The sequence below is a fragment of the Microbacterium sp. NPDC080005 genome, assembly GCF_040702445.1.
In the GTDB taxonomy this organism is placed as follows: domain Bacteria; phylum Actinomycetota; class Actinomycetes; order Actinomycetales; family Microbacteriaceae; genus Microbacterium; species Microbacterium oleivorans_D.
The window spans coordinates 185337-199478 of the sequence record NZ_JBFBLD010000002.1 but is presented as its reverse complement, the minus strand read 5'-3'; the positions used below and the strand labels follow the sequence as shown (position 1 = coordinate 199478).

General features: G+C 70.4%; 15 protein-coding genes. 14 read left to right on the top strand and 1 reads right to left on the bottom strand.

Annotated elements, in window-relative coordinates:
- Nucleotides 1–7: 7 nt before the first annotated feature.
- A complete protein-coding gene (locus AB0259_RS07890; RefSeq protein WP_366222462.1) occupies nt 8–1054 on the bottom strand; it encodes a LacI family DNA-binding transcriptional regulator in 1047 nt (348 codons plus the stop codon).
- Nucleotides 1055–1271: 217 nt separating this feature from the next.
- On the opposite strand from AB0259_RS07890, the gene AB0259_RS07885 reads away from it, so the two are divergent.
- The 14 genes from AB0259_RS07885 to kdpB all read left to right on the top strand — a co-directional run bounded on the left by AB0259_RS07885 (nt 1272) and on the right by kdpB (nt 14139).
- Nucleotides 1272–2636: an extracellular solute-binding protein gene (locus tag AB0259_RS07885; RefSeq protein ID WP_251578252.1), complete on the top strand. Its 1365-nt coding sequence runs from the start codon at nt 1272–1274 to the stop codon at nt 2634–2636.
- Nucleotides 2637–2638: 2 nt separating this feature from the next.
- On the top strand, nt 2639–3601 hold the full coding sequence (locus tag AB0259_RS07880) for a sugar ABC transporter permease (protein WP_251578254.1): 963 nt from the start codon (nt 2639–2641) through the stop codon (nt 3599–3601).
- Complete coding sequence (locus AB0259_RS07875; RefSeq protein ID WP_366222463.1) at nt 3598–4422, top strand: carbohydrate ABC transporter permease; 825 nt, start codon at nt 3598–3600, stop codon at nt 4420–4422. The genes AB0259_RS07880 and AB0259_RS07875 overlap by 4 nt, the downstream gene beginning before the upstream one ends.
- Nucleotide 4423: 1 nt before the next feature.
- Complete coding sequence (locus AB0259_RS07870) at nt 4424–5347, top strand: glycosyl hydrolase family 32 (protein WP_366222464.1); 924 nt, start codon at nt 4424–4426, stop codon at nt 5345–5347.
- Between the two features lie 7 nt (nt 5348–5354).
- Nucleotides 5355–5741, top strand: a complete 387-nt coding sequence (locus tag AB0259_RS07865; protein WP_366222465.1) for a DUF1304 domain-containing protein — start codon at nt 5355–5357, stop codon at nt 5739–5741.
- Nucleotides 5738–6715, top strand: coding sequence for a Gfo/Idh/MocA family oxidoreductase (locus AB0259_RS07860; protein ID WP_366222718.1), 978 nt, complete (start codon nt 5738–5740; stop codon nt 6713–6715). The genes AB0259_RS07865 and AB0259_RS07860 overlap by 4 nt, the downstream gene beginning before the upstream one ends.
- Nucleotides 6716–6736: 21 nt before the next feature.
- Nucleotides 6737–7336 (top strand): DUF1349 domain-containing protein, encoded by a 600-nt coding sequence (locus tag AB0259_RS07855; protein ID WP_366222466.1) that lies wholly within the window; start codon nt 6737–6739, stop codon nt 7334–7336.
- A gap of 90 nt (nt 7337–7426) precedes the next feature.
- Entirely contained in the window at nt 7427–8266 is an 840-nt protein-coding gene (locus AB0259_RS07850; RefSeq protein WP_251578266.1) for a helix-turn-helix transcriptional regulator, read from the top strand.
- A 110-nt stretch (nt 8267–8376) separates the two neighbouring features.
- A complete protein-coding gene (locus tag AB0259_RS07845) occupies nt 8377–9300 on the top strand; it encodes an SDR family oxidoreductase (RefSeq protein ID WP_366222468.1) in 924 nt (307 codons plus the stop codon).
- Nucleotides 9301–9339: 39 nt separating this feature from the next.
- Complete coding sequence (locus tag AB0259_RS07840) at nt 9340–9981, top strand: ThuA domain-containing protein (protein ID WP_366222469.1); 642 nt, start codon at nt 9340–9342, stop codon at nt 9979–9981.
- Nucleotides 9982–10090: 109 nt separating this feature from the next.
- Entirely contained in the window at nt 10091–10237 is a 147-nt protein-coding gene (locus AB0259_RS07835; RefSeq protein WP_366222470.1) for a hypothetical protein, read from the top strand.
- On the top strand, nt 10234–10323 hold the full coding sequence (gene kdpF / locus AB0259_RS07830; RefSeq protein WP_366222471.1) for a K(+)-transporting ATPase subunit F: 90 nt from the start codon (nt 10234–10236) through the stop codon (nt 10321–10323). Before AB0259_RS07835 ends, kdpF begins: the two co-directional genes overlap by 4 nt.
- Entirely contained in the window at nt 10323–11996 is a 1674-nt protein-coding gene (gene kdpA, locus AB0259_RS07825) for a potassium-transporting ATPase subunit KdpA (RefSeq protein ID WP_366222472.1), read from the top strand. The genes kdpF and kdpA overlap by 1 nt, the downstream gene beginning before the upstream one ends.
- Nucleotide 11997: 1 nt before the next feature.
- Nucleotides 11998–14139: a potassium-transporting ATPase subunit KdpB gene (kdpB, locus tag AB0259_RS07820; protein ID WP_366222474.1), complete on the top strand. Its 2142-nt coding sequence runs from the start codon at nt 11998–12000 to the stop codon at nt 14137–14139.
- Nucleotides 14140–14142: the final 3 nt, after the last annotated feature.

Sequence of the window (14142 nt, the reverse complement as noted above, 5' to 3'; positions counted from 1 at the left end):
GTGCGCCTCAGGTGTCCTGCGACGCAGTGACCGATCCGCGATTGCGCAGGGGCAAGGGGATGCGGTGCACACTGGTCGCGCCCGCGGCGTCGGGGTCGAGCAGGAGCTCGACCGCCTGCAGTCCGAGGTCGAAGTGGGGGATCGCGAAGGTCGTCAGGCCGGGGTGCACCCACCCGGCCAGCTGATGGTCGTCGAACGAGACGATCGAGAAGTCCTGCGGCACGCGCAGTCCCGCCTCGGCGATCGCCTGGTACGCGCCGAACGCGATGCGGTCGTTGAAGGCGATGATCGCGCCGGACCGCACTCCCGAGGCGATCAGGTCCGACGTGGCCTTCCAGCCGTCGACGGGGAGCCAGATGCTGAGTTCGCGACCGGACGCCGGCGAGAGCCCGGCATCCGACAGTGCGCCGAGGATGCCCCCAAGTCGCTCGCGACCGGCGACGGTGTCGCGCGGGACGTCTGAGGCGGTCGGTCCCGCCCCGATCAGATGGATGCGGCGATGCCCCTGATCGAGCAGGAGTCTCGCCGCCCGCCGACCCGCGTCGAGTTCGTCGGGGAGGATCGCCCGCACGTCGGTTCCGCCGCCGTCGGGCAGGGTGTTGAGCAGCACCACGTTCCGGCTTGCGAGCGCTCGAGGCACGCGCCGCTCCCGGGTGAACATCGACGCCATGATGACGCCGTCGACCTGACGATCGAGCATCGCGTCGATGAGGCGCTCGCGCTCCGATTCGTCGCCTTCGTATTCTCCGATGAACAGCAGGTGCCCGTGGCGGCGGGCACCCTCGAGGGCTCCCTTGATCATGTCGCCCGCGAGCTGTGAGGTCGCGACGGTGTCGGAGATGAATCCGATGGTCCGGCTCGTGCCGCTGCGCAGGCCCGCCGAGATCATGTTCGGGCGGTATCCGAGCTCTGCCGCCACCAGACGGATCCGCTCCTGCGACGCCTCCGCGATGCGCATCTCGTCGCCGCGTCCGGAGAGGACGAGGGATGCGGTCGTGCGCGACATGCCGGCCGCGCGGGCGACGTCGGCCAGAGTCACGCGGTTCTTGCTCACGGCATCCTCCTGTCCCGTGATCCTAACGGGGTGGGCCGATGCGGCCCGGTCGAGAGGGGATCGCTGGAGCGACGGGTCACAGGTGCATCACGCGAGGCGGCGCCCCATTGACAGCGATCGGCCGATTGGCGCAAGATGACCTTGCTAACGCGATTTAGCACGCAGGCGCACCCTCCGCGATCACCCGAACGATGTGGTTCCCCGAAAGGAGACATCGATGTCTCGATCCTCACAGCACCCCCTCCGCCCGCTGATCCTGGCCGGGCTGTTCACGACCGTCGCGCTCGGCGTGACGGCGTGCGCCCCTCCCGGCGGTACCGCGGCTCCGCAGGCCTCCTCGACGTCCGACTTCGGCGCCGAAGGACCGACCTGCGGCGACGAGGACGTCGTCCTCAGCGGCTACTTCGAAACGGGCTTCCCGCTGCCGACGGCCCTCACCGAGGAATTCACCAAGCAGTTCCCCAACGTGACGTTCGACATCCGGGAGGACCAGTTCGCCGTCATCACCCAGAACGCGCCGCGCGTCCTGCAGGACTCGCCGCCGGACCTCATGCGTCTGCCGCAGATGTCCGAGCTCGCGACCGATGGACTGCTCCTGGACCTCGACCCGTACGCCGAGGCGTTCGGGTGGACCGAGTGGCCCGACTCCCAGCTGCAGCAGCTGCGCGTGGACGACGAGGGGCGTCGCGGCAACGGTCCGCTGTACGCGCTCGGCCTCAACTATTCGATGACCGGGGTCTTCTACAACAAGACCCTCGCCGAGCAGATCGGGATGACCGAAGCCCCGAAGACGCTCGACGAGTTCGACGCGGCGCTGCAGGCCGCGAAGGATGCCGGCATCACCCCGATCGCCCAGTTCAACGGTGGTGCCACCGGCGGGCTCGCGTTCCCGCTCCAGGCGCTGATGGCCTCGTACGGCGACCCGGCCGCCATCAACGACTGGATCTTCCAGCAGCCGGACGCGACCATCGACACACCGGAGAACCTCGAAGCCGCCCAGCACCTCGCGCGGTGGATCGAGTCGGGCTACTTCGCCGACGACGTGAACTCGCTCGACTACGCGCAGATGATGAGCCGCTTCATCGGTGGCGAGTCGCTGTTCATCTTCGACGGCGACTGGGAGTCGGGCAACCTCGACACCCAGATGCCCGGTGAGGCAGGCTTCTTCCTCATGCCTCCGCGTGAGGAGGGCGGCCAGATCGGCGCCATGTCGGCGCCGCTCACCTTCGGCGTCGCGGCGACAGCCGAGCACCCCGATTGCGCCGCGTTCTTCCTCAACTGGACGGCGACCAACGAGCAGGCACGCACGATCAGCGTCGAGGTCGGCGGCTCGCACCCGATGGGTCCGGCCGACGCCTTCATGCCCGAGGTGGACCCCGACTCGACGACGGCGGCGACTCTCGCCGCCGGCGCCCAGCTCAGCGAGGCGAACGGTGCGATGGACTTCATCGCCAACGCGACCGGCGCGATCTACGCCCAGAGCTGGACGCCGAACCTGCAGCGTCTGGTGGCCGGCGAGCAGACGCCCGAGGGTCTGCTGAGCTCGGTCCAGGCCGACTATGAGAGCCAGGTCGAGGGCTGAGCATGACCTCCGCTCCCGCCGCTGCTGCGCCGGTGGTCGCCACCGGCGCAGCAGCGCTCGACGACACCGGACTCCGGAAGCGCCGCCGTCGGCGGCGCTTCCGCGCGAGCGTGGCCGCCTACCTCCTGGTGCTTCCGGCGGCGGCCTTCTACATCTTCTTCGTGCTGCGTCCGATCACCCTGTCGGCCCAGTACTCGTTCTACGAGTGGAACGGGATCGGTCCGGCCACGTGGGTCGGCTTCGCCAACTACGTCGAGGTCTTCAGCAACCCGAAGCTCATCGGCGCGATCCTCAACGCCTTCGAGCTGATCATCTACTTCAGCCTCATTCCCGTCGCGATCGCCCTCGTGGCCGCGAACATGATCCGAGCCATCGCCGCCAGTCGACTCGCCGGCGTCGCCCGGACGGTGCTGTTCCTGCCGCAGGTGATCCCGCTCGTGGCGGCGGGCATCATGTGGAGCTGGCAGCTGTCGACCAACGGCCTCGTGAACCAGCTGCTCGGCCTCATCGGTCTCGGCGGTGTGACGAAGGCGTGGCTCGGCGACTTCTCCACCGCGCTGCCGGCGGTCGGCGTCATCGGCGCGTGGGTCCAGGTCGGGCTGTGTCTCGTGCTCATCCTCGCCGGGATGACGAAGGTCGACCCCGCCCTCTACGAGGCGGCGCGCCTGGACGGCGCCGGCCCCGTCCGCGAATTCTTCTCCGTGACCCTGCCGGGCGTCCGCCAGGAAGTCGCGGTCTGCGTCACCGTGACGGTGATCGCGGCGCTCGCGAGCTTCGACATCGTCTACATCGCCACGCAGGGCGGACCCGGGGACAGCACGCTCGTCCCCGGTCTCCAGATCTTCTACCTGGCCTTCTACGAGCGCGAGATCGGCACCGCGTCGGCGTTCGCCCTCGTCCTCATGGCCCTCGTCCTCCTGATCGTCCTCCCGCTGCAGCGGATCCTCCGAGGGAAAGAATCGTGATCGTCCGCCCCCAGGAGAAGTGGATCGGCCGCATCCTGCTGGTCGTCCTCATGCTCGTGACGGTTATGCCGTTCCTCAGCCTGTTCGTCACGGCGCTGCACGAACCGGGCACGTACCCCCGCGGGCTGGAATGGCCCGACAACCCGCGCTGGGACAACTTCGTCACCGCCTTCGAGTCGGCCAACATGTGGGCGCTCCTGCAGTCCAGCTTCCTCATCGAGATCGCCGTGGTCCCGGTCGCCGTCCTCCTGGCGACCCTCGCCGGCTTCGCGCTCGGCCACCTGCAGCCGCGCGGCGGCCGCATCGTGTTCATCGCGTTCATCCTCGGGCTCACCCTGCCGTTCGAGGGCATCATCACGCCGCTGTACTTCCAGGTGCGCGAGCTGGGGCTGCTGAACACCCGATGGGCGATCATCCTGCCGCTGATCGGTCTGTTCATGCCGTTCGCCGTCATGTGGATGCGGGCGCACTTCGTGACGATGCCGGCCGACCTCTCCGAGGCGGCGCGCATGGACGGCGCGACCACCTGGCAGCTCTTCTGGCGCATCCACATCCCGCTGTCGGTTCCTGCGCTGTCCTCGCTCGCGATCCTGCTGTTCCTGTGGACGTGGAACCAGTTCCTCCTCGCGATCGTCCTCGTCAACGACCCCGAACAGCGGACGATGGCCGGTGCGCTCGGCGCCTTCCAAGGGCGCTACGGCACCGACATCCCGCTCCTGTGCGCGGGATCACTCCTGATCCTCACGCCGACGCTGATCATCTTCCTGATCTTCCAGCGGCACTTCGTCTCGGCGCTGCTGCAGGGCTCGCTCAAGGGCTGAGATGGCGTTCCAGCTGGAGTCCGAGTGGGTGTGGGACTTCTGGATCGCCGACGACGGCGAGACCTTCCACCTGTTCCACCTCCGGGCGCCGAAGAGTCTCGGCGATCCCGATCTGCGTCACCGTCACGCCCGGATCGGCCACGCGACCTCCCATGACCTGCGGGAGTGGACCGACCACGGGGTCGTTTTCGGGCCGGGCGCGCCCGGCAGCGCGGACGGGACCGCGACCTGGACGGGATGCGTCGTCCGCGGCGACGACGGTCTGTGGCGGATGTTCTACACCGGCACCGTGTTCCTCGAGCCCGCATCGAACCGCAACGTGGAGTCGATCCTGATGGCGACCTCGCCGGATCTCGCCGTCTGGAGCAAACGTGACGGTTTCGTCCTGACGGCTGCGGGGGAGCTGTACGAGAAGCTCGGCGACAGCGACTGGACCGACGAAGCGTGGCGGGACCCGTGGGTCTTCCGCGACCCGCAGGGCAACGGCTGGCACATGCTCATCACCGCGCGCGCGAAGGGGGCGGGCGGGTCCTCGGGCGGCGTCGTCGGGCATGCCTGGTCGCCCGACCTCGACACCTGGACGGCCCAGCCCCCTCTCGGGTCGGTGGCCGCGAGGTTCCCGCACCTCGAGGTCCTGCAGACCGTCGAGGTGGGGGACGGGCATCTCACGCTGTTCTGCGCCACCCGCGCGGATGGCGTCGACGGTGTCTGGGCGATGCCGACCGGCCCTGTCCCCGTTCAGGCGCGTCCCGACGACGCCCGGCTGATCGCGCCGGCCCCGGCGTATGCGGGCAGGGTGGTGCGGGATCGGGGCGGCTCCCCCGTCCTCCTGGCGTTCGCTCGGGATGCCGCGGGTGCCCCGCTCGGCGTCGCCGATCCGATCGCGGTCGACGAGCTCTGGCGCCGGGCGTCGCGTCTGCGATGATGACGGCATGGTCATCGCCGGGTTGGTGTTCGCGGCGCTGGGCGCCGCCATCCACGTTTACATCTTCTATCTGGAGTCGATCGCCTGGACGGGTTCCGCGGCGCGCCGCACCTTCGGCACGACGGATGACACGGTCCACGTCACCACGTCTTTCGCGTTCAACCAGGGCTTCTACAATCTCTTCCTCGCGATCGCGGTCTTCCTCGGCATCGTCTTCGTCGCGACCGGCTCGACGACGATCGGAGCGACCCTGGTCTTCGTGGGCGCCGGGTCCATGGTGGCTGCCGGCCTCGTGCTGCTGCTCTCCGACCGGTCCAAGGCTCGCGCGGCGATGATCCAGCTGACGGCGCCCCTCATCGGCATCGTCCTGCTCGCGATCGGAGTGGCGCTCTGAAACTCGCCGTCGTCGGCGCCGGCAAGATCGTCGCCGAGTTCCTGCCCCACGCCCAGCGGATCCCTGGACTCACCGTCGAGGCGATCGTCGGCACCGAGCGCAGCCGGGCGGCGCTCGAGCAGACGGCGGCAGCCCACGGGATCCCGCACGCCTACACCGACGTCGACGTGTGTCTCGCCGAAGCGGACGTGGACACCGTCTGGGTCGCGGTGCCGAACGTGCTGCACGCGGATGTCGCCCGCCGCGCGCTGCGGGCGGGCATGCACGTCATCTGCGAGAAGCCCTTCGTGCTGCGCGCCGAGGACCTCGCCGAGCTCTGGGGGCTCGCCGAGGAGCGGGAGCTGATCCTCGTCGAGGCCATCAGCACGCAGTACCTCGCGAACGTCGAGTGGATGCGGCAGAATCTCGGCCGGCTCGGTGACCTGCGGCTCGTGCAGTGCGAGTACTCGCAGTACTCCTCGCGCTACGACGCGTTCCGGGAGGGCGCCGTCCTGCCGGCCTTCGACCCGGCGGCGGGTGGCGGCGCGCTCATGGACATCGGCATCTACGCCCTCCACCTCGTCGTCGGTCTCATGGGCACCCCCGAGACCGTCGTCTACACGCCGCGGATCGAGCGAGGCAGCGACACCTCGGGGGTCACGGTCCTCGGCTACCCCGACCTGACCGCCGTGTGCATCGGCGCGAAGGATTCCCCCGGTCCCTCGCGCACGAAGATCCAGGGCACCGAGGGCGTCATGCTCGTCGACGGACCGCCCAACGAGATCTCCGCCGTCGAGCTCCGGCTGCGCGACGGGACTATCGAGCGGGTGGCGCTGGACCACGATCCGCACCGCATGACCGCGGAGTTCCGCGCCTTCGTGCGGATGATCGCCGACCGCGACCTCGTCGAGCGCGATCGCCGCCTCGACCACAGCGCGGCCGTGCTCGACGTCGCCGTGCGCGCGCTCGACTCCGCCGGCATCCGCCTCGGCTGAGCGGCCCGCTAGCCTGGCCGGATGAGCACCATCGCCCGCGCCTCCCAGCCCGTCGCGTGGTCCGAGGGCACGTGGACGACGCCGCCGCCGGCCGCGGCCGAGCGCGACGGCAGGCTGCTGGTCACCGCGGCGGAGGGCAGCGACGCGTGGCGGCTCACCTCCTACGGCTTCGTGCACGAGAGTGAGCACGCGCTGCTCGCACCGATGCCTGACGGCACCGCGATGGAGGTGGAGTTCGACGCGGCGTTCGAGGCGCAGTTCGACCAGGCCGGCCTGTTCGTCCGGGTAGACGACGCCCGCTGGGTCAAAGCCGGCGTCGAGTTCTCCGACGGCGACCTCCAGCTGGGCGCCGTCGTCACGGACGGGATGTCGGACTGGTCGCTCGCCCCCGTCCCGGAGTGGCTCGGGCGTCGCATCACGGTCCGTGTCAGCCGCTCCGGCAACGCGCTCACGGTGCGGGCGGGCGCGGCGGGCGACCCCCTGCGCCTGGTCCGAGTGATCCCCTTCGCCGCCGGCCTCGAGGCCGCGGCCGGGCCCTTCGTCTGCGCACCGACCCGCGCCGGGTTAACGGTGCCGTTCGCCTCATGGCAACGGGGTCCCGCGGACGCCGCCCTGCACTGATCGCATCCGAGGGGTGGATCGACGGGGCGTGGCACGCGGCACCCGTCCGCGATAGGAACGACAGGACCACCGCCCAGGGGGAGGATGCCGATGATCGACCGTGACGGACTCGCGAGGTTCCTGCGCCATCGCCGCGAATCGCTTCAGCCCGAGGATGTCGGGCTCGCGCGCGGCCCTCGACGGCGGACGGGGGGACTGCGACGCGAGGAGGTCGCCGCCCTCGCCCACATGTCGACCGACTACTACGCCCGGCTCGAACGCGGCACCGGTCCGCATCCGTCCGAGCAGATGATCGCCGCGATCGCCCAGGGCCTGCACCTCAGCCTCGGCGAACGGGACCACCTGTTCCGGCTCGCCGGTCACACGGCGCCGGCACGTGGAGCGTCGAGCGCGCACGTGGGGCCGGGGATGCTCCGCATCCTCGACCGGCTCGAGGACACCCCGGCCGAGATCGTGACCGAGCTGGGCGAGACGCTGCGGCAGACGCCGCCGGCCGTCGCCCTTCTGGGGCCGGCCGCCGAACGGACGGGACATGCCCGCAGCATCGGGTTCCGCTGGTTCACCGAGCCCGATGCCCGTGCGGCCTACCCCGCCGACGAGCAGGAGCGGCTGTCGCGCGTGTACGCGAGCGGGCTTCGCGAGATCGTCGCGCTGCGCGGTCCCGAGTCGGCTGCGGCGGAGATGGCGGCGGAGCTGCGTCGGCGCAGCGCCGAGTTCGACGCGCTGTGGGAGCGACAGGAGGTGGGGCTCGCGCCCCCTGCGCTCAAGCGCTTCCTGCACCCCGAGGTCGGCCTGCTGGAGCTGTCGTGCCAGACCCTCCTCGACCCCGAGCAGTCGCACCGTCTGCTCGTCTACACCGCCGTGCCGGGCAGTGACAGCGCCGAACGTCTGCGATTGCTCGGTGTGATCGGGACGCAGCGTCTCTCCTGACGAGGAGGGGTGGATCCCCGATCCACGGCTGGGGCGGCCCTGGCAGACAGCGTGCATCGGCCGCAGGATCGGAACACATCGCCAGATCGCATCGACAGCCAGGAGCACGCATGCCGACCATCCTCCCCACCCCCGACCTGACGGGCCGCGTCGCCGTCGTCACCGGCGCCAGCGACGGCATCGGTGTCGAGATCGCGACGCAGCTCGCCCGCGCCGGCGCCGAGCTGATCCTCCCCGTCCGCAACGCCGCGAAGGGCGAGTCGGCCGCGAACGCGATCCGGGAACGGGTCGCCGGCGCCCGTGTCGCGACGCGCCCGCTCGACCTGTCGTCGCTCGATTCCGTGGCGGATCTCACTGCGACGCTTCGCGCGGAGGGCCGCCCGGTGCACGTCCTCGTCAACAACGCCGGCGTCATGACGCCGCCCACGCGCCAGGAGACCGCTGACGGGTTCGAGCTGCAGTGGGGCACCAATCACCTGGGCCACGCTGCGCTGACGCTCGGTCTGCTGCCCGTGCTGCGGGAGGGAGGCGCGCGCGTCGTGCACCAGACGAGCATCGCCGCGCGATCGGGCGGCTTCGACCGCGCCGCCGTGACCACCCCCGAGGGATACGACGCGATGGCGGCGTATCGCTCGTCCAAGATCGCCGTCGCGCATTTCGGTCGCGAACTCCACCGCCGCAGCACGGCCTCCGGCTGGGGACTCACGAGCACACTCGCACACCCCGGAGTCTCGCCCACCAACCTGCTCGCCGCGCAACCGGGGTTGGGGCGTGAGCGCGAGACGGGCGCTCGTCGCGTCATCCGATTCCTCTCCCGTGTCGGCGTGACGGGCACCGTGGCCAGCGCCGCCCTGCCCGCGGTGCTCGCGGCGACCGATCCGAGTGCCGTCGGCGGGGAGTTCTACGGGCCGAAGCGGCTCATCGGCGGCCCGCCCGCCCGCATCCCGCTGTGGCCGTCGTTGAGCGACGACGCCGAGGCCCGGCGCACCTGGGACGAGACGCTGCAGGCCATCGGCACCCGCTTCGCGGTGTAGGCCGTCGCCGGCGAGCCCGCTGAGCGATAACCTCCCGGCATGACAGTGCGCACCGTGATCCTGTCGGGCACCGAGCGGTACGCCGACCCGTGGCATCCCTTCGCCGAGACCTCCGCCTGCGTCGCGGCGATCCTGCGGGGGATCGGTCACGACGTGACCGTCCGTGAGGACGTCGATGCCGCGATGGCCTCGCTGGCGGACGCTGATCTCGTCGTCGTCAACGCGGGCGACTCGTGGCGGGGCGGGGAGCGCGGAGTGGATGCCGCAGCTGTCGCCGCGTTCGACGCGGCTCTGGACCGCGGTGTCGGCGTCCTCGCCCTGCACTGCGCGGTCGCCTCGCTGCGCGATTATCCGCGCTGGGCGGGCACGACCGGCGCGGTCTGGTTGCCGACGCTGTCGTTCCACCCGCCGTTCGGGCGGGTCGTGGTCGATGTCGAGGGCGCCGTGCCGTTCACGGTCGAGGACGAACGCTACTGCGCGCTGCAGGCCACCGGCGACCGGCGGGTCGTCGCCTGGCACGTGGGGGATGGCGGGCACCGCGAGCCGACCGCCTGGCGACGCACCGTCGGCCGCTCCCGGGTCGCGGTCGACGTGCTCGGTCACGACGCGCGGTCCTACGATGCGCCGGGGCACGCCGCCCTCGTGGCGGAACTGGCGACCTGGGCCGCGGCGACGAGCTGATCGCGGGGGCCGGCGAGCGGTCGTGAGGATCCCGTGAGGACGGGCTCCACGGCCGTATGGATTCCGTGAGGACCGCGGGGGCGGCTCTCGGCGAGGTGTTCCATCGGGGATGCGCCACACCGGCGTGCGCGCCTGTCCGAGGCGCGCGGTCCCTCGAAACGGAGCGTCTCTCGTGCTCGACATCGTCTACGTGCTGGGCGTCATCGTCCTGTTCGTGTTCATCGGCCTGTTCGCCAAGGCGGTGGATCGGGTATGAACGTGTTAGACATCGTCGCCGCGGTGCTCGGCGTCGCCGCGGTGGTCTACCTCTTCGTCGCGCTCGTGAAGCCGGAGAAGTTCTGATGGCGTGGCTGTCCGCCGTCCTCACCCTCGCCACGCTCGCCCTCGTCCTCGCGGTCGCCTACCGGCCTCTCGGTGACTACATGGTCTGGGTGTACACCTCACCGAAGGACGCTCGGGCCGAGCGCGGTCTCTACCGACTGATCGGTGTCGACGCGGCATCCGCCCAGACGTGGCAGGCCTACGTCCGCAGCGTGCTCGCGTTCTCCGTCGTCGGCGTGCTCGTGGTCTACCTGTTGCAGCGCGTCCAGCAGTGGTTGCCGTGGTCGCTGGGACTGACCGCGCCGAGCGAGGCGCTCTCGTTCAACACAGCCGTCTCGTTCGTGACCAACACGAATTGGCAGTCGTACTCGCCTGAACTGACCCTCGGATACACCGTGCAGTTCGCCGCGCTCGCCGTGCAGAACTTCGTGTCGGCGGCGGTCGGCCTGGCCGTCGCCGTCGCCCTCGTGCGCGGCCTCGCCTACCGCCGCAGCGGCACGATCGGGAACTTCTGGGTCGACCTCACCCGCGGCACCGTGCGTCTGCTCCTGCCGCTGTCCCTCGTCGCGGCGATCGTGCTGCTGGCGGGCGGCGTCGTGCAGAATCTCGCCGGCTTCAGCGACGTCACGACCGTCGCCGGGGCGGCGCAGAGCATCCCCGGCGGTCCGGTCGCCTCGCAGGAGGCCATCAAGCTCCTCGGTACGAACGGCGGCGGCTTCTTCAATGCCAACTCCGCGCACCCGTTCGAGAACCCGACGGGCTGGACGAACCTCTTCGAGATCGTCCTCATGCTCGTCATCCCGTTCTCGTTGCCGCGCACGTTCGGCACGATGCTCGGGGACAAGCGGCAGGGCTACGCGATCCTCGGCGCGATGGGTGTCCTCTTCCTCGTCTCGACGCTCGCGCTCACGGCCTTCGAGCTCGCCGGTCGCGGTACCGCTCCCGAGCTCGCCGGCGCCGCGCTCGAGGGCAAGGAGATGCGCTTCGGCATCGTGGGGTCGACGATCTTCGGCTCGACGAGTACGCTCACCTCGACGGGCGCGGTCGACGCGATGCACGACTCGTTCACGGCGCTCGGCGGCATGATGCCGATGCTGAACATGATGCTCGGCGAGCTCGCTCCCGGCGGCGTGGGATCAGGGCTCTACGGCATGCTCGTGATGGCCGTCCTGGCGGTGTTCATCGCCGGGCTTCTCGTCGGGCGGACCCCCGAGTACCTCGGCAAGAAGATCGGCCCGCGCGAGATCAAACTCGCGAGCATCTACATCCTCGTGACCCCGATCCTCGTGCTCGTCGGCACGGCGCTCAGCTTCGCGATCCCCGCGGTGCGTGAGGACGTCACGACGACGTCGATCTGGAACCCCGGCATCCACGGCTTCAGCGAAGTGCTCTACGCCTTCACCTCGGCCGCGAACAACAACGGCTCCGCTTTCGCGGGGCTCACGGCGAACACTCCGTGGCTCAACACCGCCCTCGGCGTCGCGATGCTGCTCGGCCGGTTCCTGCCGATCGTGCTGGTCCTCGCCCTCGCCGGCTCGTTCGCCGCGCAGGACAAGGTCCCCGCCACCGCGGGCACGCTGCCGACGCACCGCCCGCTGTTCGTGGGCCTCCTCGTCGGCGTCATCGTCATCGTCACCGCCCTCACCTACTTCCCGGTGCTCGCGCTGGGTCCCCTCGCAGAAGGACTGATCTGACATGTCCACGACCACCCTCGAACCGGTCGCTCCCGCTCCCGTCCCGCGCCGGGGCATCGACGGCGCCGCCATCGTGGCTGCCCTGCCGGGCGCGCTGCGCAAGCTCGACCCCCGGGCCCAGTGGCGCAACCCCGTGATGTTCATCGTCTGGGTCGGCGCGGTTCTGACGACCGTGCTCGCCGTCGCGGAGCCCTTCCTGGGCGGTCCGGGCGAATCCGGCGGCACCCCGGTGCCCGCCCCCTTCACGGCGATCATCGCTGTGTGGCTCTGGCTGACGGTCGTGTTCGCGAACGTCGCCGAGTCCGTCGCCGAAGGCCGCGGCAAGGCGCAGGCCGAGACACTCCGCAAGACCCGGACGAGCACGGTGGCCCACCGCGTCACCGGGTACGACGAGCAGACGGATGCCGCGGCCGAACGCGTCACGATCGATGACGTCTCGTCGGCCGACCTCACCCTGGGGGACGTCGTCGTGGTCGCGGCGGGCGACCTCGTCCCCGGGGACGGCGACGTCGTCCACGGGATCGCGTCGGTCGACGAGTCCGCCATCACCGGGGAGTCGGCTCCGGTCATCCGGGAATCCGGCGGCGACCGCAGCGCCGTCACGGGCGGCACCCGTGTGCTCTCGGACCGCATCGTCGTGCGCATCACGTCCAAGCCGGGGGAGACGTTCGTCGACCGGATGATCGCCCTCGTCGAGGGTGCCGCCCGGCAGAAGACCCCGAACGAGATCGCGCTGAACATCCTGCTCGCGAGTCTGTCGATCATCTTCGTCGTGGTCGCGCTGATCCTGAACCCGATCGCCTCATACGCTGCGGCGCCCGTCAGCATCCCGGTGCTCGTCGCGCTGCTGGTGTGCCTCATCCCCACCACGATCGGCGCGCTCCTGTCGGCCATCGGCATCGCCGGCATGGACCGGCTCGTGCAGCGCAACGTCCTTGCGATGTCCGGGCGCGCCGTCGAGGCCGCCGGCGACGTGACGACGCTCCTCCTCGACAAGACCGGCACCATCACCTACGGCAACCGGCAGGCGGCCGAGTTCGTCCCGCTCGCCGGTCAGGCGCAGCAGGAGCTCACGCGTGCCGCGGCCCTGTCGTCGCTGGCCGACCCCACGCCGGAGGGGAGCTCGATCGTCGACCTCGCCACCCGCCGCGGCGTCGACGTGACCGGCGACGCGGGTGGTGTCATCGTCCCGTTCACGGCGCAGACGCGCATGAGCGGGCTCGACCTGCCGGACGGGTCGGCGATCCGCAAGGGCGCCGGCTCCGCGATCGTCGGCTGGCTCGAGCAGGGTGGCACGCCGCTGTCCGAGGGTGTCCGCGCCGACCTCTCCGCACGCACCGAGGAGATCTCGCAGTCCGGCGGTACTCCGCTCGTCGTCGCGACGAAGGATGCCGCCGGCGCGGGGCGTGTGCTCGGGGTCGTCCATCTCAAGGACGTCGTCAAGGACGGCCTCAGCGAGCGGTTCGCCGAGCTGCGGTCGATGGGCATCCGCACCGTCATGATCACGGGTGACAACCCGCTGACCGCGGCGGCCATCGCGAAGGAGGCGGGCGTCGACGACTTCCTCGCCGAGGCCACCCCCGAGGACAAGCTCGCCTACATCCGCAAGGAACAGGAGGGTGGCAACCTCGTCGCGATGACGGGTGACGGCACCAACGACGCCCCGGCTCTCGCGCAGGCGGACGTGGGTGTCGCGATGAACTCGGGCACGTCGGCGGCGAAGGAGGCCGGCAACATGGTCGACCTGGACTCCGACCCGACGAAGCTCATCGACATCGTCCGCATCGGCAAGCAGCTGCTCATCACCCGCGGCGCGCTGACGACGTTCTCGATCGCGAACGACATCGCCAAGTACTTCGCGATCATCCCGGCGATGTTCATGGGGGTGTTCCCCCAGCTCGGCGCCCTGAACATCATGGGGCTGCACTCGCCGGCGTCCGCGGTGCTCTCGGCGATCATCTTCAACGCGCTCGTCATCATCGCTCTCATCCCGTTGGCCCTGCGCGGTGTGCGGTACCGCCCCGGCGGAGCATCGTCGATCCTCGGCCGCAACCTCGCCGTCTACGGCCTGGGCGGAGTCGTCGCCCCATTCATCGGGATCTGGCTGATCGACCTGCTCGTCCGCCTCCTCCCCGGCTTCTGACCC

Excerpts from the sequence above, each read along its gene's own strand:
- AB0259_RS07845 (WP_366222468.1), top strand. The coding sequence starts at position 8,377 with ATGCCGACCATCCTCCCCACCCCCGACCTGACGGGCCGCGTCGCCGTC.
- kdpF (WP_366222471.1), top strand. The coding sequence starts at position 10,234 with ATGAACGTGTTAGACATCGTCGCCGCGGTGCTCGGCGTCGCCGCGGTG.
- AB0259_RS07880 (WP_251578254.1), top strand. The coding sequence starts at position 2,639 with ATGACCTCCGCTCCCGCCGCTGCTGCGCCGGTGGTCGCCACCGGCGCA.
- AB0259_RS07850 (WP_251578266.1), top strand. The coding sequence starts at position 7,427 with ATGATCGACCGTGACGGACTCGCGAGGTTCCTGCGCCATCGCCGCGAA.
- AB0259_RS07865 (WP_366222465.1), top strand. The coding sequence starts at position 5,355 with ATGGTCATCGCCGGGTTGGTGTTCGCGGCGCTGGGCGCCGCCATCCAC.
- AB0259_RS07835 (WP_366222470.1), top strand. The coding sequence starts at position 10,091 with ATGCGCCACACCGGCGTGCGCGCCTGTCCGAGGCGCGCGGTCCCTCGA.
- kdpB (WP_366222474.1), top strand. The coding sequence starts at position 11,998 with ATGTCCACGACCACCCTCGAACCGGTCGCTCCCGCTCCCGTCCCGCGC.
- AB0259_RS07840 (WP_366222469.1), top strand. The coding sequence starts at position 9,340 with ATGACAGTGCGCACCGTGATCCTGTCGGGCACCGAGCGGTACGCCGAC.
- AB0259_RS07885 (WP_251578252.1), top strand. The coding sequence starts at position 1,272 with ATGTCTCGATCCTCACAGCACCCCCTCCGCCCGCTGATCCTGGCCGGG.
- kdpA (WP_366222472.1), top strand. The coding sequence starts at position 10,323 with ATGGCGTGGCTGTCCGCCGTCCTCACCCTCGCCACGCTCGCCCTCGTC.
- AB0259_RS07870 (WP_366222464.1), top strand. The coding sequence starts at position 4,424 with ATGGCGTTCCAGCTGGAGTCCGAGTGGGTGTGGGACTTCTGGATCGCC.
- AB0259_RS07855 (WP_366222466.1), top strand. The coding sequence starts at position 6,737 with ATGAGCACCATCGCCCGCGCCTCCCAGCCCGTCGCGTGGTCCGAGGGC.